The following is a 22,507-nucleotide window of genomic DNA, read 5'->3' as shown; positions in this document are numbered from 1 at the left end:
ATGCCACGACGAGGTGGCGGCAAAGGAGACAGTCATGGCTCGGCGAACATGGCAAGCGGGAATCAGCGCGATGGTGACGGCGCTCGGCGTCGTCGCGATCACGCTCACCAATGCCCCGGAAGCGGCGGCCGCGAGTCCGTTGCGGGACCTGGCCGCGGCGAAGGGAGTGTATTTCGGCACCGCGGCCACGGTGGGCGAATTGAACGACTCGGCGTACAAGGCTTTGGGCGCCAGGGAAGCCGACATGATGACGCCGGGCAACGAGATGAAATGGGACACCACCGAACCGAATCGGGGTCAATTCAACTTCGGCCCGGGGGATGCGGTGGTGGCGGCCGCGACAGCGGCGAATCAGCGGGTCCGAGGCCACACCTTGGTCTGGCACAGCCAGACGCCGAACTGGGTACAGAACCTTCCTGCCACCGAACTGCGTCAGGCGATGGTCGACCACATCACCACCGAGGTGAATCATTACGAGGGCAAGCTCTACGCCTGGGACGTCGTCAACGAAGCCTTCAGTGAGGATGGCACGCGCCGTCAATCGTTCTGGCAACAGAAACTGGGAGACGGCTACATCGCCGAGGCGTTTCGTGCCGCCCGGGCCGCCGATCCGGCGGTGAAGCTCTACTACAACGACTACAATACCGATGGCGTCGGCGCGAAGAGCGACGCCGTCTACAACATGGTGAAATCCTTCCTGCAGCAGGGAGTTCCGATCGACGGCGTGGGTTTGCAGGCGCACCTGATCGTGGGCCAGGTGCCCGGCTCGATGCGGCAGAACATCCAGCGATTCGTGGACCTCGGCGTCGAGGTCGCGATCACCGAGTTGGACATCCGGATGCCGACCCCGGCCACCGCCGCCAAGCTCGCCACACAGGCGTCGGACTACAAGGCCGCGGCGGACGCGTGTCTGGCCGTGGCCGGGTGCGTGGGCATCACGACCTGGGGGTTGTCGGACAAGTACTCATGGATCCCTTCGGTGTTTCCCGGGGAAGGAGCGGCGTTACCGTTCGACGACGCCCTGCAGGCGAAGCCCGCATACGACGCGCTGAACCGGGCCTACGGTGGAACCGGGAGCACGCCGACGTCGACAACAACACCGACTACACCGACCACGCCGACGGGTGGGGCCAAGAGCTGCACCGCGAGCTATGCGATCGTGAGCCAGTGGCAGGGCGGTTTCCAGGGCGAGGTCAAGGTGACCGCGGGCGGTAGCGCGGTCACAGCGTGGACCGTGACGTGGACATTCCCGAATGGACAGTCCGTGTCCTCCGTGTGGAACGCCTCCGTCGTCACCAGCGGATCCGGTGTCACCGCGAAGAACCTGAACTACAACGGCCGCCTCGATCCCGGCGCCGGCACGGCGTTCGGTTTCCTCGGATCATGGAATTCGGCCAACGGCATCCCGTCGGTCGCCTGCACGGCAAGTTGACGTCGTGAGTGATTTGGGTCGTTCTAACGACCCAAATCACTCACGACAACTTACGCCGCCGTGCAGGTGGTCGTGTTCAGCACAAAGGCGCTCGGGGCCGTGTTGCCGCCTGTCCAGGAACCGGTGAAGCCGATCGTCACCGAGCCGCCCGCCGGGATACGGGCGTTGTACGACGCGTTGGTCGCGACCACGTCCGCGTTCGTCTGTGCCGGCACGGCGTGCCACATGTTCGTGACCCGTTGCCCGGAAGGGAACGCCCACCGGATCTGCCAGCCTTCGATCGCCGCCGACCGGCGGTTGTGCACCGTCACCTCGGCCTGGAAGCCGTTCTGCCATTGACCTGTCACGCGGTAGTTCGCGGTGCACATGCCGGGCTCGGGTTCAGGATCGGTGCCGCCGCCGTACACGGTCGCCTCGCGGGACGTCGCCTTGATTCCGTCGGTGCCGTTGAAGATTCGCTGACCCCAGCTGGTGAGCCGTGCCGGGTCGAAGCCGGTCACCATGTCCAGGTACTCGACGCCGCCGCCGTTTCCGCTCCAGCTCCAGCCGAGATAGCCGATGCCCTGCGACCGCGTGGTCGCGAAGATGGTGTCCTCGTCGGGATTGCCGTCGGAGTGGTCGTGGCCGAATTCGCCCACCACGATCGGCAGGCCCGCGGAGCGGAAGCGGCCCAGATAGTCGTTGATCTCGGCGGCGGTGTCGAAGACGCCGTACATGTGGATGGAGAACACCGTGTTGCGATCCGGGTCCCCTGCGAACACCGACGCGGCGTTGTCACGCATCGTGAACGTCCAGTCCTGGCCCCAGTTCGGGGCGTCCACCATGATCGTGTGGGTGAACCCCGCCGCGCGCAGGCGCTGAATGGCCGTGGACGTGTCCGATGCCCACGTCTGGTAGCCGGTGTTGCCGTACGGTTCGTTGCCGATGTTGACGATCACGTACTTCTCTTGGCCCGTCAACGCGCTCTGTACCGACAGCCAGTAGTCCACGGCCTGCGCGAGTGTCGCCGCGCCGGACTGTTCGCCGAATCCGGTGGTGTCGTGTACTTCCAGAACACAGATGAGCTTGTTCTGTTTGCAGGACGACACCACGTTGGCGACGTCCGCGGTGTCGTTCTTCGTCCACCGCTGGCCCGACGCGAGTACGACTCTCACCGTGTTGGCGCCCAGTGCCTTGGTGTCGGCGAGCGCGCTTGTCTGCTGCTGGTACCAGGTGTGCGCGTGATTGACGCCGCGCATCACGAATTCGGCGCCGTTCGATTCGTACAGTTTTCCGCCGGACACCCGAAAACCCGTCGGCGCCGCCGAAGCGGTCACCGGCAGGCACAGGGTGGCCGCCATCAGCGCGGTCACTATGGCCAGTGCCTTTCTCATCGCCGTCCTCTCCCGTGACTATGGCTGGGAGCGCTCCCAGCCACGGCACCTTAGCGCGGGCCCGAGAGAGGGGGAACAGGTCCGAATGAGTGAGAATTTTCCGGTTCCGGTCATTTTGCGTAACAGTCTTCCCAGGTGCGGGGACTCGCGTTAGATTGTGGGAGCGCTCCCAAGAATCGGACTCCGAAAGGATCACGACGTGGTGGTCAGCAAGTGGTGGCGGATGGTGCTGCCCGCAGTTCTTGTCGCGGCTGTGGCGGTCGCTCCGGGGGCGCCGTCTTCGGCGGCCGAGGGGGTCGCCGAGTACGAACGGATCGTGAACGGCGACTTCTCGGGTGGCGGCGTCGACCCTTGGTGGGCCGGCGCGAACACCCGAGGCTCGGTGGCCGGCGGGGAATATTGTGTCGACGTCACCGGCGGTACGGCCAACGGGTACGACGCACTGTCCGGCCAGAATGGTGTGCCCTATGAGGCGGGCCAGTCCTACACGCTGAAGTTCGACGCGCGGGCGACGGTCGAACAGCCGCTCTCCGCGGTCGCTGGCGAGGCCGTCGCGCCGTACCGGAAGATCGCGCGCACCGAGGTGGCCGTCACGCCGGCCAAGCAGACGTTCACCCTGACCTTCGAGTCCACATTGGACTTCCCGGCGGCGGGCAACGGACAGTTCGCGTTCTGGTTCGGTGGCCAGTCGTTCGACAATACCGTGTGCGTGGACAACGTGTCGCTCGTCGGCGGGGTCCTGCCCCCACCGGGAGTGGAACCGGCCGGGCCACTGCGGGTGAACCAGGTCGGCTACGTGCCGGGGCTGCCCAAGCAGGCGAGCCTCGCGACCGGCTCCGCCACCCCGCAGACCTGGACACTGCGGGACGGCACGGGTGCGTCCGTCGCCACCGGCCAGACCATCCCGAAGGGCCACGACGCGGCGTCGGACGAGAACGTCCACGTCGTCGATTTCTCTTCCTACGACAGGCAGGGAAGCGGCTACACGCTGGCCGTCGGCGACGCCGTGAGTGCCCCGTTCGACATTTCCGCGACCGCGCTGACCGGGCTGCGGTACGACTCGCTCGCCTTCTTCTACCACCAGCGCAGCGGCACGCCGATCGAGGCGCGGTACGTGGGGGAGGAGTACGCGCGGCCCGCCGGGCACGTGAACGTGGCACCGAACCAGGGGGACGACGCCGTACCGTGCCGGGCGGACCTGAACTGCGGGTACACCCTCGACGTACGGGGCGGCTGGTACGACGCGGGCGACCACGGCAAGTACGTGGTGAACGGCGGCATCGCGGCTTGGCAGCTGCAGAACAGCTACGAGCGCGCCGTGCGGTTCGGCGACAAGACGGCGCTCGGCGACGGCACCCTCGCCATTCCCGAGCGGTCGAACGGTGTACCGGACGTGCTCGACGAGGCGCGGTGGGAGCTCGAATTCCTGCTGAGCATGCAGGTTCCCGACGGGAAGCCCCTGTCCGGCATGGCGCACCACAAGATCCACGACGAGCAGTGGACCGGTCTGCCGACCCTGCCGCACAAGGACGCGCAGCCGCGCAGGTTGTCCGCACCGAGTACGGCGGCGACCCTGAACCTCGCCGCGGCGGCGGCACAGGCTTCGCGGCTGTGGGCGCCCTACGACACCACGTTCGCGGCCCGAGCGCTGTCGGCGGCCGAGAAGGCATACACGGCCGCGAAAGCGCACCCCGACGTGATCGCCGACCCGAACGACGGCACCGGCGGCGGCTCCTACAGCGATCCCACGGTGACCGACGAGTTCTACTGGGCGGCGGCCGAGCTGTACGCGACCACCGGCCGATACCGCGCGGACGTGACGGATTCCCCGCTGTTCGGGGGAAAGAGCTTCAACGCGCGCGGTTTTGATTGGGGCTCGACAGGAGCGCTCGGCGACGTCTCGCTGCTGCTGGTACCGCGTGAACTGTCCACCGACGCGATCCGGTCCGCCATCATCGCGACCTCGGACACGCATCTCGCGAACATGGCGCCCGCCGGACACCCGGTTCCCTATCGGACGGCCGACGGCGGGTACGAGTGGGGTTCGAACGGCCTGGTCGCCAACAACGGCATGGTGCTCGGCCTCGCGTACGACCTGACCGGCACGGCGAAGTACCGGAATGGCGCCTTCGCCGCGATGGACTATCTGCTGGGCCGCAACCCGGTCGACCGGTCCTATGTGGCGGGCCGGGGTGACCGGCCGGTGCGCAATGTGCACCACCGGCACTGGGCGAACCAGGCGGACCCGTCGCTGCCGACCGCGCCGCCCGGCACCCTGTCCGGCGGACCCAACAGCGCGCTGCAGGACCCCGTCGCGCAGCGGCTGCTGCCCGGTTGCGCGCCCCAGCGGTGCTGGGTCGATCACATCGAGGCCTACTCGCTGAACGAGGTGACGGTCAACTGGAACTCGGCGTTCGCGTGGCTGTCGAATTGGGTGGCAGAGCGTTCGGTGCCTCCGGCGACGGCGTCGGGATGCCAGGTGAAGTACACGGCGTCCCTCTGGCAGACCGGACTGACCGCTTCGCTCACCGTGAAGAACACCGGCACGACCAAATGGGACGGCTGGGTCTTGGGGTTCGCCTTCGGTGGCGCGGAGCGGATCACGCAAGGGTGGAGCGCCGTCTGGACCCAGCAGGGTTCGGCCGTCCAGGCGGGCAACGTGCCGTGGAACGCCCGCGTCGAGCCGGGCGCGTCGGTGACCATCGGCTTCAACGCGGAGAAGACCGGTATCCACAAATCACCGGCGGAGTTCTCGGTCAACGGCGGGCCGTGCACACCCGCCTGACGTCCCGATCGGCTTCGCAACGATTTCCGGAGGTAGGGATGGCGCTCAAGAAATGGGTCGTGGCGGTCGCCGTGCTCGCGGTGGTTCCCGTGACCGCGGGGCCGGCGCAGGCCGCGCCGAACGGGTTCTACGTCGACCCGCAGACCAGTGCGGCCCGCTGGGTCGCGGCGAACCCGAACGACGGCCGCGCCGCGGTGATCCGCGACCGGATCGCGAACGTGCCGCAGGCACGGTGGTTCACCACGACCAACACCGGCACGGTGCGCGGCCAGGTCGACGCCTTCGTCGGCGCGGCGGCCGCGGCGAACCGGATCCCGATCATGGTCGTCTACAACATCCCGAACCGGGACTGTGGCGGTGCCAGTTCGGGCGGCGCGCCGTCACACGCCGCTTATCGCGCCTGGGTGGACGAGGTGGCCGCGGGTCTCGCGGGGCGGCCGGCCTCCATCGTGCTCGAACCGGACGTGCTGCCGCTGATGACGAATTGCCAGAACGCCGGCCAGCAGGCCGAGACCAGCGCGTCCATGGCGTACGCGGGCAAGCGGCTCAAGGCCGGGTCCTCGGCGGCCAAGGTGTACTTCGACATCGGGCATTCCGCCTGGCTGTCTCCGGGTGACGCCGCCGCGCGGCTGCGGGCGGCGGGTATCTCCGCCGGCGGGGACGGCATCTCCACCAACGTGTCCAACTACCGGAGGTCCGCCGACGAGGTCGCCTTCGCCAAGGCGGTACTCGCCAATGTCGGAGACGGCAGGCTGCGTGCTGTCGTCGACACCAGCCGCAACGGCAACGGACCCGCGGGCAGCGAGTGGTGCGATCCGCCGGGCCGTCGGATCGGTACTCCCAGCACCACGAACACCGGGGACGGTCAGATCGACGCGTTCCTGTGGGTGAAGCTGCCCGGCGAGGCCGACGGTTGTATCGCGTCGGCGGGCCAGTTCGTGCCGCAGCGCGCGTACGAACTCGCCACTTCCTGACCGCGTGCGGGTACGACGTCGGCCGCGGCCGACGTCGTACCCGGGCGTTACGCGGTGACGAGCGACAGGCCGTAGGTCTGCAGGATCTCGTTCACCGGCTGGAACCAGGTGTTCCCACCGGAGCCGCAGTTCCCCCAGCCGCCGGAGGTGACGCCCTGAGCCTGGTCGCCGGTGATGAAGGAGCCGCCGGAGTCGCCTGGTTCCGCGCAGACGTTGGTGCGCGTCATCTGGTGGACGGCGCCCTGCGAGTAGTTGACGGTCTCGTTGTGTCCCAGCACGGTGCCGCAGTGCCAGTGCGTCGTCGAACCCGACCGGCACACCGAGGTGCCCACCGGCGCGACCCATGATCCCCGCACGAGCGCGTCGCTCACCGTGCCCCAGCCGAGGACGACGGGTGCGGTCCACCAGCCGTTGCCGATCCGGATGAACGCGTAGTCGTTGCCAGGGAAGGAAGAACCGGCGAAGCTGCCCATCGCGGAGCCGTCCCAGCCGACCACCGGGCTTCCGTTGCCGCCGCAGTGTCCGGCGCTGACGAACCCGCCGTGCACGGAGAATCCGATCGAGCAGCGGGTGTTCCCGTTGATGTAGTAGGGATCCCCGCCGACGGTGCCGGCCGCGAACGGTTCGGCCGCCGGTGCGGTGACCACGGTGACCGGACCCGCTTTCCGCGCCCTGGCAAGGAAGTCGTCGACGTCGGCGCCGCGCGCGCCTGGCTGCAGGGCGACCACGACGCTGCCGCTACGCGAGTCTGCGCGCCAGCCGCTGACGGCCGCCGGGGCGGGCCGGGTCTTGACGGAGGAGTCGATCTCGGCCTTCGCCGCCTCGAGTTTCGCCGCGCTGATCGCGACGGCGGCGGGCTCGGCACCGGCCTGCCGGACAGCGGACGCCGCCGCGGGGTCGGTCACCCCGACGACGAGCTTGCCCAGCGCCGGGTCGAACCAGGCGCCGCCGAAGGCCGCGCCGGCAGCGTGCTGGGCAGCGGGCATCACACGCGTGGCGGTCATTTCCTGGGTGATCCGGGTTCGGGCCTGTGCGGCGGTGAGCCCCAGATCTCGCTGCATGGCGGCGATCTGCCCGGGGGAAGCCAGCGCGACGGGCGCGAGGGCGGCGGAGGCGAGGCTTGCGGTCAGGACGGCGGCGCCACTGAGGGCCAGGGCGATTCTTCGACGCATGGGAACTCCTCCAAGGCCGGGGGAAAGAAACACACTGCCCGACGAGTGTGAGGCCGAGCCCCGGGCGAGTCGAGAAATGTCCCGTCTTCTGTCCCGAACTCACAACGACACTGCCCTTTCCGGTAGGTGCTGGTCGCCGATGTCGATCACGTCGTCGAGGAACCGGTGCGACAACTTCAACGAAGTTGATCTCCGATCGGGGCGCTCATGCCAGGGTTTGCTCGCTTCTGTCGTGCGGCAACGAATTTGGCGTGTTGCCGCCACGGTCCCCGTTGCCCGAGGTCGCCAACAGCTACTTGGAAAGAGGCAGGTCGGTGTCTCTGTGTATTTTGCCACTGTATCAATGCCACTATCGGGTTAAATGCTCGAATCTATTCGTCACGCAAATTGAGCTAGCACAGATGTTCGAATAGGGGTAACGTTGAATCCGTGGTCAGCGAGAACAGTTCCCCGTCGACGCGCACCGAGTGGTGGCGTGTCGATACTGCGACGCTGCATGCCCGTAAGCAGGAGCTGGAAGTTCTGAAGCGTCAGTTGGATGCGGAGCAGTATACGATTCTGGCGGAGTTGAATACGCGGGGGATTCGGGGCTGTTCCGGGCATGCGACGTTGGCGGCGTTGATCGCCGAGGATTTCCATGTCTCGGAGGCGGAAGCGAAGTTGCGGGCGGATCGGGTACTCGCCCTGCATCCCGGGCCCGGCTTCGGGGATCCCACACCGCCGCTCGCGCCGCTAACCTTCGCTGCGGCTGCGGAGGGCGCGATCGGCGGTGGGCAGATCGACGCGATCATCCGGACCTTGGATCGCATCCCCTCGCACGTGCCCGAAGCTGCTGTCCGGAAAGGGGAGAAGGCGCTCGTCGACTTCGCCCGCCACTCCGGTCCTCGGGCGATCGCGCGGGCGGGTCGGCGTCTGCTGGACAGGCTCGACCCTGACGGCAAAGAACCCCGCGACGAGGATCCGAAGGACGCGCGGCCGGAGTTGCGGTTCATCAAGCACCGCAACGGCACTCTCGGCCTCGCCGCGACCCTCGACCTGGAGACCTACGCCCGCTTGAAGTCGGATCTCGATCCGCTGGCGAAACCACACAAGGCCATCGACGGCGTTCGTGACTCCCGAGGTCAGGATGAACGTTACGGCGATGCCTTTACTGACTATGTGCGGCTCAAGACCACCAGCCGGAACTTGCCCGGGCAGGCAGGCGAAGCCACTCACATCCTCGTGACCATGTCCTACGAGGACTTGATCAGCGACCTCGGCGCCGCGCATCTGGACCTGGTCGGGCCGATCAGCGCTACGGACGCCCGGATTCTGGCCTGCGACGCCCGCGTCCGGCCAGGTGTTCTCGGCACCGCCGGGGAGCCTCTGGACATCGGTCGCTCGAAACGCACGGTGTCGTTGGCCCAGAAGTATGCGTTGACCATCCGCGATGGCGGTTGCAGCTTCCCCGGTTGCGATATGCCTGTTCCGCGGTGTACGGCTCATCACATTGTTTTCTGGCGCCATCACGGTGAAACGAGAATCGACAATCTCGTGCTCTTATGCGCGCGACATCACCGGTTGATCCATCACAGCGAATGGAAGGTTCGGATAGCCCGAGACGGACTCCCCGAATTCGTCGCCCCTGCCTACCTCGACTCCACCGGGACACCGCGCCGCAACACCATGCACCTCAGGACATAGACCAGCCCACGTGAGGCTGCAGGACCTTGCTCGTGAGATCGGCGTCGTCGAGAGGGCCACCTTCCACGGCATCGTCACCGACGCGATGGCGCTGCCGCACCTGGTCTACTCCGGACTCAACGGCTACCTCATCCGCCCCGGGGACGTGGCGGAGCTCGGCGCGCACCTCGCCACCCTGGCCGCGAGGCTTTCGGAGAGCTCTACCGAGCGTCGCTCGGAGCTCACGTGAGCGCAGCGTCTGCGAGAGCTAGAGCCGCTTCCCGCGGTGCATAACTCGCCAGCGCGGTGACGAGGTCCCGGATCTCGTCGAGTGCCGATCGTGGCAACCGCGCATGCCGCGCGACGTCGAGTTCGTTGGCGAGCGTCAGCACGGCGAAGTCGCGCAGTTCGGCTGCTTGGACCGATCGCGGCTCGCCGGTGAAGCGGTCGGTCACGGGCAACGGCTGTCGGCCGAGGTCGCGGTAGGTCGGTGAGCGGTCGCATGCGCCGTAGAGGTACACCAGCGCTTCCGCCTCGGACCCGATGGCGGCTTGTAGGCGTTGCCGATCGGTGACCGGGAGGAGCGCACGCCGGAACCCGTCGGTTCCATAGGACGCGTGGCAGATCGAGGCCAGCCGTGTTCGCGGCGAGGCGGCCCATTCGACCGTGAGGGCGTGCACCCGGCGAAGGTGGGCGTACAGGGTGCCACCGGGGTGCTCGATCTCCTCGGCCCCGAGTGCGCGCTGCAGCTCGAACGCGCGGCGGACGACGTCGTCCGTGGCAAGCCACGTGGTGGCGTGGGTCGCGACGAGGTGCGCGAGCTCTTCCGGGGCATCCCGCGCCACCAGGTGGCCGGCGGCAGGCACGTGCGCGAGGGTGACGCGGCTGTTGGCCGTGTGCAGACGGCGTACGTCGGTGTCGCTGAGCGGCGATCCCTTTCCACCACGGATGAGCAGGATCGGCAGGTCCAAAGCGCCGGCCGTCGCGAGAAGGGCGGGGCCGGAGCCGAGGATGTCCTCCACGATGCAGGTGTAGCGATCGCCGAGTCCGTGGAAGTCGAGCCACGAGCGAGCGCGGGCCGGAGCGAGATCCGGGACGACGTCGACGAGCACGAGCCCGGCGACGCGCTGCGCGGCGGACGGTTCCGCGAGGGCGGCGATGGCCGCGAGGCCGCCGACGGAGGCGCCCACCACGACGAACGGCCCCGGTTCGCGGCTCACCATCTCGATCACGTCTTCGGCGAGCGCTCGCAGTGTGGACGCCCGGCCGGAGCTCTCCCCATGACCGCGCAGGTCGAAGGCGACCGTCCGCAGCCCGTTCCCGGCCAGCAAGGCGGCGACCGGAGCCCAGACGCCGCGTCGTTCCCCGCCCGCGTGCAGCAGCAGGACCGTCGGGCCGGTGCCGGTCACCGTCCCGCGCAGGGTGACCTCGCCCAGGGCGAGGCTGATGTCGGGCATGAGTTTTCCCCCACTGTGTCGGCGAACGCGCCATTACCTTGAGAGGTCAAGGTATCTCAGAGTACCTTGGTTCATCAAGGTAGGATGCCGATCGTGACCGCACCACGAACACGAAGGACTCCGGAGGAGGCACGCCGGTTGATCCTCGACGCCGCTGCTTCGCTGCTCGCCGAGGCGGGAGTCGCCGCCGTGCAAGTACGCGCGGTGGCCGCGCGGGTCGGCATGACCGACGCCGGCGTCACGCATCACTTCGGCAATCGCGAGAAGCTGCTCGCGGAGCTCCTTCGGCACGGCGGGCGCCAGCTTCGCGACGCGCTCCAGGACGTCCTCGCGGTGTGGCTGGACAACGATGCCGATCTGCACGCGCTCGTCGAGTCACTCCATGCCTTCTATCAACGCGGCTACGGCGAGCTCGCGGTGGCGCTGCACACGGCGGGATGGCGTGATCCGGGCAGTGGCATGCTCAATCCGGTCGTCGACGCGCTCCACGGCCTTCGGGCGCCTGGCAGCTCCATCGACGACACGCGGCTCGCCCTCGCGGCCTTGCACCAGGCGATGGCGACGGAAGCCCTTTACGGGAGCGGCTTCCGTCGCAGCACCGGCCTCACAGTCGCGGCTTCGAACGACTCGGCCACGCCCGTTCGCTGGTGGGCACGCCAGCTCCAGCTCGCACTCGAACTCGAACCGCGTTATGAGGGAATTGAGACAGCGGGTTCCCGGTGGCGCGCCGGCCAGGAATAGGGTCCGGGCTGTGGAGAGTCTGTTCCTGACCCGGGTGCTGGGCGCGCTGCGTTCGGGCGGCGACGAGGTGCTGTTCGTGCGGGACGGTCTCACGACCACCTACGCGCAGGCGCTCGAATCGGTGCGCCGGATGTCCGCGGGGTTGCCGGACGCCGGGGTGGTCGCCATCGACGCCGGTAACCGGCCGGAAACCCTGCTCCTGCAGATCGCCGCGCAGGTGCGGGGTTCGACTGTTCTGCTCATCGCCGCTTCGGCGAGCTTGCCGGACCGGCTCGCGGCGGTCGAGGCGGCCGGGGTCACGACGTTGGTGACCGATCAGGTCGGGGAGTGGCCCGCAGACGACGCGCGGGTGGTCGCGCTCGAGGAACTGACGAGTCATGAAGGCGCCGAGCCGGCCGGGCTGCCGGAGTCGGTCACCGTCATCTTTCCCACCGGAGGGACCACCGGGGCGCCGAAACTCATCCGGCACAGCGGGATCTACGACGGGATGGCGCATATCTTCGCGCCGGATCCGGCGGGGCCGGGGCGCACGCTGCTGATCGCGCCGATGACGCATATGACCGGGAACGCCACCGTGCTGGGAGCGATCCTGCGGCGGGAAAGTGTGGTGCTGCTGCGGGGGTTCGACGCGGGCGCCGTGCTGGACGCGATCGCGGAACACCGGGTCACCACGTTGTCGCTCACTCCCGCGCGGCTGGCCGCGGTGCTCGATCATCCGGCCATGACCTCGACCGACGTCAGCAGCGTGCGGCAGCTTTCGCTGGGTGCCGCACCGCTTCCGCCTCGGCGGCTGGCTCAGGCGCTCGACGTGTTCGGGCCCGTGGTCGGGCAGGGATACGGGCTCACCGAGGCGCCGATGATCGCGAGTATCTCCGCGGCGGAGCTCGACGGCCGGCCGGAGCGGCTCGAGTCCGTGGGCCGGATCGTGCCGGGGATGGAGGCACGCATCGACGACGGGGAGGTCCTGGTGCGCGGACTGTCCATGATGGACGGTTACCACGGGGCCGCGCCGATCGGGGACGGATGGTTGCGGACCGGCGACCTCGGGCGGTTCGACGACGAGGGGTACCTGTACCTGCTGGACCGGGCGAACGACGTCATCATCACCGGCGAGCACGGCACCAAGGTGTTCTCGACGGTGGTCGAGAACGCGCTCGCGCGGCATCCGCTGGTCCGTTCGGTCGCCGTGTTCGGGGTCCCGGGTGACGGCGGTGAGGGCGAACGCGTGCACGCCGTGGTCGTGCCGGTTTCTTCAGGGGCGTTGTCGGCCGAAGAGATCCGAGTACACGCCAGGGAGTTCTTCGGGCGTGAGCATTTCGTGCCGTCCGATGTGGACTTCACCGACGCGCTGCCGCTGACCGCGATCGGCAAGGTGGACAAGCGGGCGCTGCGGGCGCCGTTCTGGGCCGGGCACGACCGCCATATCGCCTGACCGTGCTTGACCGGTTCGCGGTCATCCGCCGAGAGCGGGTCCGATCCAGCGGCGGACGAGTGCCCGCAGCCGGTCGTCGGTGAGAGCGGGCGTCGAGGGGTACCGCAGAAACGACAGGAAGAGCCGCATCAGGATCTCGGCGAGCCCTTCGAGTTCGTCGTCGGTGGTGACGCCGACGGCCGTCCAGTCGACCGGCAGGTTCCGGAGGATGCGCGCGCCCAGGGCGAAGGCCTGCGGAGACGTGACCTCGACGGTGAAGAAGTCGGTCTCGCCCGCCTGCAGGAGCAGGCCCAGGTACGGCTCGTCGGGGAGCGTTCGGACGGCGAACACCACGGATTCCACGGCGGCTTCGGCGGCGCTTCCGAAGGTGTCCAGGTGGCGCTCCATCCGATCGGCGAACTCCTCGACGCCGGCGAGGGCGACGGCGCGGAGGATGTCCGCCAGGCGCGGGAAATAGCGGTAGACGGTCTGCCGGGTCACGCCGACCTCGGCGGCGACCTCGGAAAGACTGGTCTTGGCGAGTCCGTTGCGGTCGATGCAGGCCGTCGCCGCCTCGACGATCCGGCGGCGTGCCTCGTCCTCGGTGCGGGGTGGGTTGCCCTGCCAGCCATGATGCCCCATGCGCTCTATCTTCCCCGAGAGGAATCCTCAGACGGTGGCAGGTGCCTTCCGGCGATACAGCGCGGCCAGCAGCAGACCGGCCCCGAGGAAGCAGGCAAGCACGTACGGGCCGCTTCCGATCGGGGTGCCGTCGCTGGTGATGCCGTCTTTCGCGGCGAAGTAGCCCGGTAGGGCGCCGATCCAGAATACGGCCATCCCACCCAGATAGACGGCGGGATAGAACCGGGCGAAGGGGGACAACGGCTCGGCCGGTCCGGGATCCGGAGTCCGCAGGTGCGAGAAGATGATCCAGGCGCCGGCCAGCCAGAGCAGGGCCAGCTCGATGCCGAGGATCCAGGCCTGCGCGGTGGTGTCGGGATCCGGGCCGCCGAAGAAGCTCGACGGGATGCCGGCGATCGCCATGGTCGGCGGAGTGAGGACGCCGGCCATCACGGTTCGCAGTACCAGGGACCTTCCTCGTCGCGGGCCGCCGTCCGCGGCCGGTCCACCGGTCAGGCGTACGACCAGGTAGGTCATGGCTCCCATCGAGACGGAGGCGAACAGCAGCATGCTGTTCATCGGCACCGACGCCAGCGCGGGATGATTGACGATGTGGTTGTCCCCGTTCCAGGCCCACCACTTCAGTTGCGGGCCAAGGTGATCGAAGACCTCGTAGAACACCTGGCAGGCGAAGGCGACGGCCACCGACCCGGTCAGCGCGCCACGGCGCCGGAAGATCCCGAGTGAGCGCACGAGTTCGTAGGCGACCTGACTGATCACCGGATAGAACGCAACGATGTAGAGCGGCAAGCGGTCCCACATGAACTGCACGGTGAACTGGTTGTGGGCGAAGATGAAGCCGTACTGCTGCTCGAGACCGAACCATTCCGGGAAGTACAGCGGCGGTTCGATCACGAAGAGGTAGATCAGCGAGGCGGACCACAGCGCCAGGTTGATCGGATCGCCCTCGCGGCGACGGCGGAGGGCGTGCACCAGTGCGAACACCGCGCCGCCGATGATGAGCGCTTCGAGCAGTGGCATCGACCAGTGGGCGAGTTCCCAGGGAAAGCGAATCGAGCCCACGGGGGAGACGCCGTGGCAGTCGAAGCCGAGGTCGCGGGTGACGGCTTCCGCCTCCGGCCCGCATACGGCACTCATCGTGCGGGCGCCGGTGTCGCGGCACTTTCGGTGTCGTCCGGTGAGTAGTCCGTCGCCGGTGGCTCGGCCTGGGGATCGAACCCGAAGGGAATCCGGTGCTTGCCCAAGGCGGCACGGATCCGGTAGCGCGCCAGCCCCGCGAGCACCCGTGGGTTCCGGAGCATGTCACCGAGTGACTCGTCGAGATTGAACACCTTGGCGAAGTGCTCGTCGATGACCGGGTCCTCGCGGGCGGCCCCGACGATGAGACTGAAAGCGGGCCCGGACGCGGCCGCGACGACGCGACGTCTCCACTCCGGCAACTTCTCGGTACCCGCCGCGCACTCGTATCCCTGATCCCTCGCCATCGCCAGTTGCCACGGCACACCGAGCAACTTGCGCTGTGCCAAAAGGAATCGGGAGGAGAACCTCGTGTCGAGGCGCTCGGCGCGGGAGAGGTGTTCGCGCAGTAGCAGTGCCGAACCCGATGCGGAGCTGATTCCTTGTGCGTAGAAGGGATTGAAAGCGCAGATCGAGTCGCCGATGAACACCAGGCCCTTCGGAGGGTTCGCCCAGCGGTCGTAGCGCCGCCACTTGTTGCCGGTCGACCGGGTCAGGTGGACCTCCGAAGTGGGGGCACACCGGTCCATCGCGGCGGCGAACAACGGCGTCCGCACCCGGCGGGCCGACTCGAGGAACGCGTCGGTGGTGTGCGGCATCTTGAGCCCCCAGGAGCCCATGCAGGCGATGACGCGGTTCCCCTCGATCGGGAAGAAGTTCACCAGGAACTCGTGCTCGGCGGGGTGCTCACCCTTGTCCGGCGTCGGCATGATCACCAGGTGCTGCCACCACCAGGACGGGGGCCGCTCCGCCGGTGAGGGCAGGTCGTACCAGCGCGAGGTGTAGGTGACCTTGGCGTCGAGGGTCCGGACCTCGGGCTCGGGCCACCCCGCGTTCACCAGCCAGCCGCCGACCGGGGAACCGCGGCCCATCGCGTCCACCACGAAGTCGGCGTCGACGTGCTCATCGCCGGTGGACGCGGAGAAATCGACCCCGGTGACCGCTCCGTCGCGGGTGCCGCCACCTCGCACGGTCAGGCCGTTCACCGCGACGTCTTCGCGGATGACCACGTTGGCCAGACCGCGCACCTTGTCGCGCAGCACCCGCTCGATGAGGATCCGCGAGCCGTAGATCATCGTCATCGTGCCGCGTTTGCGTGCCGACCAGCCCTCGCCGTCGAGATAAGCGGCCTCCATGGACGGCATCAGATGCAGCCCGCCCGCGGCGATGAGTTCGTCCTCGAAACCGGGGAAGAGCGCCCCGATCGCGCGACGGCCCGAGTTCAGCAGGAAGTGCGGGTGTTTGCTCTGCGGCACGCCACGCCGGTGCTCGGCCTCCTCCGGAAGCTCATCGCGTTCCAGCACCAGCACCTGGTCGAAGTGCGGGGCGAGCGCCCCCGCGGCGCACAGACCGGCGGCGCTGCCACCGAGGACGACGGCGGTCTTGCCGAGCCGCATGCGGATCAACTCCCGTCATTCATACAAAGTGAGGATGAATGTATGAATGACGGGAGTTCGTGTCAAGGAGCCGGCCGCGAACGGCCTAGCAGCGGGAATCGCGTTCCACGTCGCTGAGGGGCGCCGGCCGGTCGGCGAGCGGACCGCCCGACCGGAGCAGGGTTTCCAAGGTCTCGAGCGGTTCGGGGACGATGGTGTACCAGCTCCAGGTCCCGCGCCGTTCCCGGTCGAGGATGCCCGCGGAGACCAGGACGCGCAGGTGATGGCTCAGCGACGGCTGGGGCATGTCGAATTCTTCGGCCAGGTCGCAAAAACAGGCCTCGCCGCCGGGGGAGTGTCGCACCAGCGACAGCAGGCGGATGCGCACGGGATCCGCCAACGCTTTGAAGAGCTTCGCGGCCGTTTCGGCATCGTCCGGGTCGACGACCGCGGCGGGTTCGGCCATCAGCAGGGTCACCGGAGCCGGCTTTCGGGTGCGACCGTTTTCGCTCGCCACGTGTCCCTCTTCCGTCGCGGATGACTGCCGGGACCGAGTCTACCGCCTGAATTGACAAATATCGATCCAACGTCTTCACTTTGTATCGACATACTTCAATCCAGCTGTCCTCGGGAGGGAACGGGCCATGACCCGCACACCTGAAGTGCTGTTCGTGTGCGTGCACAACGCGGGCCGGTCGCAGATGGCCGCCGCACTGGTGCAGCACTACTCGCTCGGCCGCATCGCCGTCCGGTCCGCGGGCTCGGAGCCCGCGGACCAGGTGAACCCGGCCGCCGTCGCGGCGCTCGCGGAGTGGGGATTGGACATCACCGCCGAGGTCCCGGCCAAGCTGTCCACAGAGGACGTCGAAGCTTCCGACGTGGTGATCACCATGGGGTGTGGCGACACCTGCCCGATCTTCCCCGGAAAGCGGTACCTCGATTGGCCGCTGGAGGACCCGGCCGGGCAGGGGGTGGACGCCGTCCGCCCGATCCGCGACGAGATCGACCGCCGCGTCCGCGGCCTGATCGCCGAAATCCTCGACGCGTGACCCGCGCCACCGACAAGACCTCGGGCGACGCCGACGTCTTGCGCAAACTGTCCTTTCTGGACCGCTATCTGCCGGTATGGATCATCGTCGCGATGGTGATCGGGCTCTTGTGGGGCAGTGTCACGCCAGGTTTGCAGGGGGTGCTGGACGCGGTGAAGATCGGGCAGGTGTCGCTGCCGATCGCGCTCGGGCTCCTGCTGATGATGTATCCGGTGCTGGCGAAGGTCCGCTACGACAAGCTTGGCACCGTGACCAAGGACAAGCGCACGATGGTGCTCTCCTTGGTGCTCAACTGGGTTCTCGGTCCGGCGCTGATGTTCGCGCTCGCCTGGCTGATGCTGCCCGATCTGCCCGAGTATCGGACGGGGCTGATCATCGTCGGTCTCGCCCGGTGCATCGCGATGGTGATCATCTGGAACGACCTCGCCTGCGGTGACCGCGAAGCCGCGGCCGTGCTGGTCGCGCTGAACTCGGTCTTCCAGGTGATCATGTTCGGCGTGCTCGGCTGGTTCTACCTCGACCTGCTGCCCGGCTGGCTGGGCCTGGACACGACGACACTGGACTTCTCGCCCTGGGAGATCGCGCTCAGCGTGATCATCTTCCTCGGTATCCCGCTCGCCGCCGGGTATCTTTCCCGCCGCATCGGTGAACGCAGCAAAGGACGCGACTGGTACGAGGGGAAGTTCCTGCCGAAGATCGGCCCGATCGCGCTCTACGGCCTGCTGTTCACCATCGTGATCCTGTTCGCCCTGCAGGGCGGCAACATCACCTCGCGGCCGCTGGATGTCGCCCGGATCGCTTTGCCGCTGCTGGTGTACTTCGCGATCATGTGGATCGGCGGCTATCTGCTGGGCAAGGCATCCGGCCTGTCGTATGAGCGCACGACGACGCTGGCGTTCACCGCCGCGGGCAACAACTTCGAACTCGCGATCGCCGTCGCCATCGGCGTCTTCGGCGTGACCTCGGGACAGGCGCTCGCCGGAGTGGTCGGCCCGCTGATCGAGGTTCCGGTGCTGGTCGGCCTGGTCTACGTCAGCCTCTGGCTGCGTAAACGCTGGACGGCGGGGTAAGCGGCGTCATGCGACAAGGCTCCGACCCTGACGCAGGGTCAAGGTCGACCCCGACTCGTCTCGAACGTGTCAGGAGAGGCGCGGGAGCGCGAGCCAGTCCTGCCAGGTGATGTCGCGGCCCAGGAAACGGGGCAGGCGGAAGGGCCAGTCGGCGGCGATCCACCGCGGCACCAGCGCGTCGAGCGTGCGCTCCACCTCACCGCCGACGAGATCGTCCACCACCCACCAGGAGACCTCGCCGTCGGCGCCGGTGCGTTCGGGCGGGTCGATGTAGACACAGCCGAGGATTGCCGTCTCTTCCTCGTCCATCAGCACGTAGTTGAACGACTGGTGCGCGGCTATCTCCTTCTCGTGCCGCAGCAGATCGATGCGATCCTCTTCATAGGTCATCGTCTCCTGGGGCCAGGCCCAGGCCGGGCCGAAGATCTTCCACAGGCGCTCTCGGGAGCCCATCACGGCCGGGTAGTCGAGAGCGGTGTCCGCCTCCCGGATCGGCCGAAGGTGAAGCGCGGTGTCGGGCACGGCCACGGAGACCGGGTGGACGAAGTCGTCAGGCAGCCAGCTCATAACGGCCGAGGCTACCGCCGGTCGCTCGACGCGACACCCGCATTGAGTTAGGGTTCGATCAACGCCTGCGCGTGATGCACCGCGCAGATCTTGCGAATCCCAGCCGCACGAGCCCCTCTCTGGCGCAACGCGGTCATCTGCCCCCTGCCGAACCGGGTGCCGACAGTCAAAACCAACCCTGCGAACAGAATCGAGCCGACAATGACGACCTGGTCCATCCCGCACCTCACCACCGGCGCCGAACGCCGTCTGCTGGAGGCCATGCTCGACCGCAACCGAGCCGAGCTGATCAACACCGCGCGCGGTCTGTCCGAAGCAGAGGCCCGCCGCCGCCTCGTCGCGTCGCCGACCACCCCGATCGGCTTGCTCAAGCACGCCGCGGTCGCCGAACGGATCTGGTTCCAGCACGTCCTGGGGGGAGTGCCCAAGAGCGAATGTGATGGCGGCACGACGCCGCGCGACCCCAGTTTTTTCGTCGACGACAACGAAACCCTGGCCGACGTGATCGCCGAATTCGAGCGTGCCAGCGAGCGATCGCGGGTGATCGCCGCCGGCTTCGACCTCGATCACACCACGCCGCACTACGACCTCGGCGACGTCAACCTGCGGTTCATCTATCTGCTCATCATGGAGGACTTCGCGCGTCACGCCGGCCACGGCGACATCCTCCGCGAGCAGCTCACGAATCCCGTCTGACGTCCCGGTACGCGTCTCTTATCGCCGTATGTGGGCCGCGATGCCGTCGAGGAGGAAGGCCAGCCCGGTCCGGAAGGTCTGGTCGGCGTCCAGATGGGCGGCATCGCGCACCACCGTGGCCAGCGCCGGGTGCCGGCCGTCGGCGAAGGTCCGTTCCAGATAGGGCCCGAGTGCGGCCTGCCAACGCTTTTCGTCCATTCCGGTGGCCCGCTCGGCACGTCGCTCGGCGATCTCCCGGCGCACCGCGCCGATCACGTACGCGTTGACGGCGGCGACCATCGGCATGATCGAGTCCACGTCGACGTCGCCCAGCGCGGCGACGATGGTTTCCCCACCGGCCAGCGCGTGCGGCCCGAGCTGGGGCCGGCCACCCAGGAGATCGGCGAGCCATTCGTGCTCGTGAGCGGCGTGCCGAGTGGCTTCGGCCAGGGACCGCAGGGCCTCCCGCCAGTCGTCTCCGGACGGCCGGATCTCGGCGTGGGCGGCGTCGACCATCAGGTCGAGTAACTCGTCCTTGGTGGCGATGTAGCCATACAGCCGCATCGGTCCGACATCCAGCGCGGCGGCGACCTTGCGCAGCGACACCGCGTCCAGGCCGTCCGCGTCGGCCAGCCGGATCGCCGCTCGCACGATCCGCTCCCGGCTCAGCTGGGCAGGCACCGGTCGATTCGGCGGCTCCGGCCGCTCCCACACCAACATGCCGAGGACAATACATCGCATGGTGCGATACAGTGTATCGGTAAATACACTGTATCGAAGGGGGCGTTATGAGGATCGCCATCGTCGGAGCCGGCCTCGGCGGACTGGCTCTCGCCCGCGTGCTGCACGTGAACGGCATCGACGCCGTTGTGTACGAGCGTGAATCGTCGCGCGGCGCGCGCGGTCAGGGCGGAATGCTCGACATCCACTCGGGGCAGCGGGCACTGCACGAGGCCGGTCTGATCGACCAGTTCCACGCGATCGCCCGTGGTGAGGGCCAGGACATGCGACTTCTGGAACCGGACGGCACCCTGCTGCTTCAGGAGGACACGCCCGAGGACGCCCCGCTTTTGCGACCCGAGGTGGACCGTGCGGATCTGCGCGACCTGCTGCTGGACTCTCTTCCGGACCACGCGGTGCGCTGGGGGCATGCGTTCGAGTCCGCTGACGACGGCGTGCTGCACTTTGTTGGTGGGCACAGTGTTGATGGCAGCACCGCGGCGTATGACCTGCTGGTCGGCGCCGACGGCGCGGGCTCCCGGGTCCGCGCGCTGCTCACCGACGCGCGTCCGGCGCATATTGGCCAGAACATCGTCGAGGTCGGTATCCCCGACATCGACCGCACCTACCCCGACCTCGCGGCGATGGTCGGGCGCGGCAACTACTGGGTGCTCGGCAACGGGAAATCCCTGGGGGCGCAGCGAAACGGCGACGGCCGCGTTCGCATCGGCCTCAGCTTCTACAACACCGCCGAGGACTGGCTCGCCACCAGCGGGATCCCGTTCGACGATCCAACCGCCGCCCGGGCGCGGCTGATCGAGCTGCTCGACGGCTGGGACTCACGGTTCACGGCGCTGATCGCGGCCTGCGACGACATGGTCGTGCCGCGGTCGATCACCACGCTCCCGGTCGGCCTGACCTGGCCGTCGAAGCCGGACGTCACGCTGGTCGGCGACGCCGCGCACCTGATGCCGCCGGTGGGGGAGGGGGCCAACATGGCGCTGCTCGACGGCGCCATGCTCGGTCTCGCGCTGGCCGCGCACCCGGACGACTTTCCCGTCGCGGTCAAGGAATACGAACGCGAAATGTTCGAACGCACCAGCGCCGCCGCCCGGGCGTCCGCGGATATGCAGGAATTGCTGATGTCGCCGGACGCCAGCCGGAGATTGCTCGAGTTCTTTCAGTCGTGAAGCCGTTCTCCCGGACATCGCTCATCAAGCGGGCGCGGTCCAGTCGCGGATCGCGGCGACGAATTCCTCGGGTGCGTCGGATTCCACGTAGGTGCCGGCACCCTTGACGATCACGGTCTTGTGGTCGGCGAAGGTCGCTTCCAGGCGTTCGCGTTCCTGGGGGCGGAAGGCGATGTCTTTGTCACCCCACACGATCAGTGTCGGCAGGTGGGCGATGTCCGCGAGGCCGGTCTCGACCTCGGCGAAGAAGGCTCGGCTGGCGAGGACCCGGCGGGGGAATACAGCGGAGGCCCGGCGCCGCTCGGGGGTGTCCATAGGCCGCCGGTAGTGGTTCATCTCGGCTGCCGTCGGCTTTCGCCGCCGGTGGCCCAGGGGGACGAAAATGTTGACGACGAAGTTCAGCCGCCGAGCCAGAAACCGGCCTGGAGGGCCGCCGAAGAGGCGAGAAAAGTATTCGAAGTGGAAGACGCCGTTGACCGGCCATGCCCAGGTGTTGGCGAGCACCAGCCGATCGAAGATGCCTGGCCGTCGCTGCGCGGCGGCCAGGCCGATCAGACCGCCCCAGTCTTGCCCGACCAGGGTGACCCCCTTGAGGTCGAGCGTGTCGACGAACGCGGTGACCACGTCTGCGTGCTCTTCGGGCAGGTAACGGTAGCCGGGCTTCGGCATCGACAGCCCGAAGCCCGGGTAGTCGAGGGCGATGCACCGGAAGTCGTCGCGCAGCGCGCGAATCACGTCGCGCCAGAGGAACGACCAGGTCGGGTTGCCGTGCAGGAACAGCAGTGTGGGACCCGAGCCCTCGTCGATGTAGTGCACGGTGTGCCCGTCGATATCGACGAAACGGCTCTCGAACGGGAACAGGTCGTCGTCGACCCAGGCGGGCCGCACGCTCTTGGTGGTATCAGTCATGGCGGCCCCCTCGGCTCGACCTTGCGGTAAACTTGAGCTTGTCACGCGTACTTGAGAAAGACAAGT

22 protein-coding genes are annotated in these 22,507 nt (G+C 67.9%); 11 read left to right on the top strand and 11 right to left on the bottom strand.

Features of this window, described 5'->3' with window-relative positions; genetic code table 11:
• Window positions 1-34: 34 nt before the first annotated feature.
• Entirely contained in the window at window positions 35-1,432 is a 1,398-nt protein-coding gene (locus ACLJRL_RS17720; RefSeq protein ID WP_410657283.1) for an endo-1,4-beta-xylanase, read from the top strand.
• Window positions 1,433-1,482: 50 nt separating this feature from the next.
• On the opposite strand, the gene ACLJRL_RS17715 is transcribed toward ACLJRL_RS17720, so the two are convergent.
• Window positions 1,483-2,805: a cellulase family glycosylhydrolase gene (locus ACLJRL_RS17715; RefSeq protein ID WP_410657282.1), complete on the bottom strand. Its 1,323-nt coding sequence runs from the start codon at window positions 2,803-2,805 to the stop codon at window positions 1,483-1,485.
• Between the two features lie 199 nt (window positions 2,806-3,004).
• On the opposite strand from ACLJRL_RS17715, the gene ACLJRL_RS17710 reads away from it, so the two are divergent.
• Window positions 3,005-5,590, top strand: a complete 2,586-nt coding sequence (locus ACLJRL_RS17710) for a glycoside hydrolase family 9 protein (protein ID WP_410657281.1) — start codon at window positions 3,005-3,007, stop codon at window positions 5,588-5,590.
• 38 nt (window positions 5,591-5,628) lie between these two features.
• The gene (locus ACLJRL_RS17705; protein ID WP_410657280.1) at window positions 5,629-6,564 is read left to right on the top strand and encodes a glycoside hydrolase family 6 protein; all 936 of its coding nucleotides are present in this window, start codon (window positions 5,629-5,631) and stop codon (window positions 6,562-6,564) included.
• A gap of 47 nt (window positions 6,565-6,611) precedes the next feature.
• Here the strand turns inward: ACLJRL_RS17705 and ACLJRL_RS17700 are convergent, their stop codons facing one another.
• Window positions 6,612-7,736 carry a S1 family peptidase gene (locus tag ACLJRL_RS17700; RefSeq protein WP_410657279.1) on the bottom strand — a complete coding sequence of 375 codons (1,125 nt, stop codon included), beginning with the start codon at window positions 7,734-7,736 and terminating at the stop codon, window positions 6,612-6,614.
• Between the two features lie 429 nt (window positions 7,737-8,165).
• Between ACLJRL_RS17700 and ACLJRL_RS17695 the strand changes: the two genes are divergently transcribed.
• Both ACLJRL_RS17695 and ACLJRL_RS17690 read left to right on the top strand, forming a co-directional pair.
• Window positions 8,166-9,419, top strand: coding sequence for a DUF222 domain-containing protein (locus tag ACLJRL_RS17695; RefSeq protein WP_410657278.1), 1,254 nt, complete (start codon window positions 8,166-8,168; stop codon window positions 9,417-9,419).
• 10 nt (window positions 9,420-9,429) lie between these two features.
• Window positions 9,430-9,648, top strand: a complete 219-nt coding sequence (locus ACLJRL_RS17690) for a hypothetical protein (RefSeq protein WP_410657277.1) — start codon at window positions 9,430-9,432, stop codon at window positions 9,646-9,648.
• Here the strand turns inward: ACLJRL_RS17690 and ACLJRL_RS17685 are convergent.
• The gene (locus ACLJRL_RS17685; RefSeq protein WP_410657276.1) at window positions 9,641-10,855 is read right to left on the bottom strand and encodes an alpha/beta fold hydrolase; all 1,215 of its coding nucleotides are present in this window, start codon (window positions 10,853-10,855) and stop codon (window positions 9,641-9,643) included. The genes ACLJRL_RS17690 and ACLJRL_RS17685 overlap by 8 nt on opposite strands.
• A 93-nt stretch (window positions 10,856-10,948) precedes the next feature.
• On the opposite strand from ACLJRL_RS17685, the gene ACLJRL_RS17680 reads away from it, so the two are divergent.
• Entirely contained in the window at window positions 10,949-11,596 is a 648-nt protein-coding gene (locus ACLJRL_RS17680; RefSeq protein ID WP_410657275.1) for a TetR/AcrR family transcriptional regulator, read from the top strand.
• Between the two features lie 10 nt (window positions 11,597-11,606).
• Entirely contained in the window at window positions 11,607-13,028 is a 1,422-nt protein-coding gene (locus ACLJRL_RS17675; RefSeq protein WP_410657274.1) for an AMP-binding protein, read from the top strand.
• A gap of 21 nt (window positions 13,029-13,049) precedes the next feature.
• On the opposite strand, the gene ACLJRL_RS17670 is transcribed toward ACLJRL_RS17675, so the two are convergent.
• The 4 genes from ACLJRL_RS17670 to ACLJRL_RS17655 form a co-directional block, all read right to left on the bottom strand.
• On the bottom strand, window positions 13,050-13,649 hold the full coding sequence (locus ACLJRL_RS17670; protein ID WP_410657273.1) for a TetR/AcrR family transcriptional regulator: 600 nt from the start codon (window positions 13,647-13,649) through the stop codon (window positions 13,050-13,052).
• A gap of 27 nt (window positions 13,650-13,676) precedes the next feature.
• Window positions 13,677-14,786, bottom strand: a complete 1,110-nt coding sequence (locus ACLJRL_RS17665; protein WP_410657272.1) for a hypothetical protein — start codon at window positions 14,784-14,786, stop codon at window positions 13,677-13,679.
• On the bottom strand, window positions 14,783-16,282 hold the full coding sequence (locus ACLJRL_RS17660; RefSeq protein WP_410657271.1) for a hypothetical protein: 1,500 nt from the start codon (window positions 16,280-16,282) through the stop codon (window positions 14,783-14,785). Before ACLJRL_RS17660 ends, ACLJRL_RS17665 begins: the two co-directional genes overlap by 4 nt.
• An 85-nt stretch (window positions 16,283-16,367) precedes the next feature.
• Entirely contained in the window at window positions 16,368-16,625 is a 258-nt protein-coding gene (locus ACLJRL_RS17655; protein ID WP_410657445.1) for an ArsR/SmtB family transcription factor, read from the bottom strand.
• A 280-nt stretch (window positions 16,626-16,905) separates the two neighbouring features.
• On the opposite strand from ACLJRL_RS17655, the gene ACLJRL_RS17650 reads away from it, so the two are divergent.
• Together ACLJRL_RS17650 and arsB are read left to right on the top strand one after the other, a co-directional pair.
• Window positions 16,906-17,310, top strand: a complete 405-nt coding sequence (locus ACLJRL_RS17650; protein ID WP_410657270.1) for an arsenate reductase ArsC — start codon at window positions 16,906-16,908, stop codon at window positions 17,308-17,310.
• The gene (gene arsB / locus ACLJRL_RS17645; RefSeq protein ID WP_410657269.1) at window positions 17,307-18,380 is read left to right on the top strand and encodes an ACR3 family arsenite efflux transporter; all 1,074 of its coding nucleotides are present in this window, start codon (window positions 17,307-17,309) and stop codon (window positions 18,378-18,380) included. The genes ACLJRL_RS17650 and arsB overlap by 4 nt, the downstream gene beginning before the upstream one ends.
• 69 nt (window positions 18,381-18,449) lie before the next feature.
• Here the strand turns inward: arsB and ACLJRL_RS17640 are convergent, their stop codons facing one another.
• Window positions 18,450-18,947, bottom strand: a complete 498-nt coding sequence (locus ACLJRL_RS17640; RefSeq protein ID WP_410657268.1) for an N-acetyltransferase — start codon at window positions 18,945-18,947, stop codon at window positions 18,450-18,452.
• 47 nt (window positions 18,948-18,994) lie between these two features.
• Entirely contained in the window at window positions 18,995-19,165 is a 171-nt protein-coding gene (locus tag ACLJRL_RS17635) for a hypothetical protein (protein WP_410657267.1), read from the bottom strand.
• Here ACLJRL_RS17635 and ACLJRL_RS17630 point away from each other — a divergent pair.
• Window positions 19,149-19,643 (top strand): DinB family protein, encoded by a 495-nt coding sequence (locus ACLJRL_RS17630; protein ID WP_410657266.1) that lies wholly within the window; start codon window positions 19,149-19,151, stop codon window positions 19,641-19,643. The genes ACLJRL_RS17635 and ACLJRL_RS17630 overlap by 17 nt on opposite strands.
• An 18-nt stretch (window positions 19,644-19,661) precedes the next feature.
• On the opposite strand, the gene ACLJRL_RS17625 is transcribed toward ACLJRL_RS17630, so the two are convergent.
• A complete protein-coding gene (locus tag ACLJRL_RS17625; protein WP_410657265.1) occupies window positions 19,662-20,342 on the bottom strand; it encodes a TetR/AcrR family transcriptional regulator in 681 nt (226 codons plus the stop codon).
• 68 nt (window positions 20,343-20,410) lie between these two features.
• Between ACLJRL_RS17625 and ACLJRL_RS17620 the strand changes: the two genes are divergently transcribed.
• Window positions 20,411-21,532 (top strand): FAD-dependent oxidoreductase, encoded by a 1,122-nt coding sequence (locus tag ACLJRL_RS17620; protein ID WP_410657264.1) that lies wholly within the window; start codon window positions 20,411-20,413, stop codon window positions 21,530-21,532.
• 24 nt (window positions 21,533-21,556) lie between these two features.
• Here the strand turns inward: ACLJRL_RS17620 and ACLJRL_RS17615 are convergent, their stop codons facing one another.
• A complete protein-coding gene (locus tag ACLJRL_RS17615) occupies window positions 21,557-22,441 on the bottom strand; it encodes an alpha/beta fold hydrolase (protein ID WP_410657263.1) in 885 nt (294 codons plus the stop codon).
• Between the last annotated feature and the right edge of the window lie 66 nt (window positions 22,442-22,507).

The sequence above is a fragment of the Amycolatopsis sp. lyj-112 genome (assembly GCF_046549055.1).
Classification (GTDB): Bacteria; Actinomycetota; Actinomycetes; order Mycobacteriales; family Pseudonocardiaceae; genus Amycolatopsis.
Note: the sequence above shows the minus strand (reverse complement) of the source record. Positions and strands in the feature narration are given on the sequence as shown.

Bases quoted from the DNA above. Each gene is read 5' to 3' on its own strand.
- ACLJRL_RS17720 (WP_410657283.1), top strand. From the start codon at position 35: ATGGCTCGGCGAACATGGCAAGCGGGAATCAGCGCGATGGTGACGGCG.
- ACLJRL_RS17715 (WP_410657282.1), bottom strand. From the start codon at position 2,805: ATGAGAAAGGCACTGGCCATAGTGACCGCGCTGATGGCGGCCACCCTG.
- ACLJRL_RS17705 (WP_410657280.1), top strand. From the start codon at position 5,629: ATGGCGCTCAAGAAATGGGTCGTGGCGGTCGCCGTGCTCGCGGTGGTT.
- ACLJRL_RS17700 (WP_410657279.1), bottom strand. From the start codon at position 7,736: ATGCGTCGAAGAATCGCCCTGGCCCTCAGTGGCGCCGCCGTCCTGACC.
- ACLJRL_RS17685 (WP_410657276.1), bottom strand. From the start codon at position 10,855: ATGCCCGACATCAGCCTCGCCCTGGGCGAGGTCACCCTGCGCGGGACG.
- ACLJRL_RS17670 (WP_410657273.1), bottom strand. From the start codon at position 13,649: ATGGGGCATCATGGCTGGCAGGGCAACCCACCCCGCACCGAGGACGAG.
- ACLJRL_RS17665 (WP_410657272.1), bottom strand. From the start codon at position 14,786: ATGAGTGCCGTATGCGGGCCGGAGGCGGAAGCCGTCACCCGCGACCTC.
- ACLJRL_RS17660 (WP_410657271.1), bottom strand. From the start codon at position 16,282: ATGCGGCTCGGCAAGACCGCCGTCGTCCTCGGTGGCAGCGCCGCCGGT.
- ACLJRL_RS17650 (WP_410657270.1), top strand. From the start codon at position 16,906: ATGACCCGCACACCTGAAGTGCTGTTCGTGTGCGTGCACAACGCGGGC.
- ACLJRL_RS17640 (WP_410657268.1), bottom strand. From the start codon at position 18,947: ATGAGCTGGCTGCCTGACGACTTCGTCCACCCGGTCTCCGTGGCCGTG.
- ACLJRL_RS17630 (WP_410657266.1), top strand. From the start codon at position 19,149: ATGACGACCTGGTCCATCCCGCACCTCACCACCGGCGCCGAACGCCGT.
- ACLJRL_RS17635 (WP_410657267.1), bottom strand. From the start codon at position 19,165: ATGGACCAGGTCGTCATTGTCGGCTCGATTCTGTTCGCAGGGTTGGTT.
- ACLJRL_RS17625 (WP_410657265.1), bottom strand. From the start codon at position 20,342: ATGTTGGTGTGGGAGCGGCCGGAGCCGCCGAATCGACCGGTGCCTGCC.
- ACLJRL_RS17620 (WP_410657264.1), top strand. From the start codon at position 20,411: ATGAGGATCGCCATCGTCGGAGCCGGCCTCGGCGGACTGGCTCTCGCC.
- ACLJRL_RS17615 (WP_410657263.1), bottom strand. From the start codon at position 22,441: ATGACTGATACCACCAAGAGCGTGCGGCCCGCCTGGGTCGACGACGAC.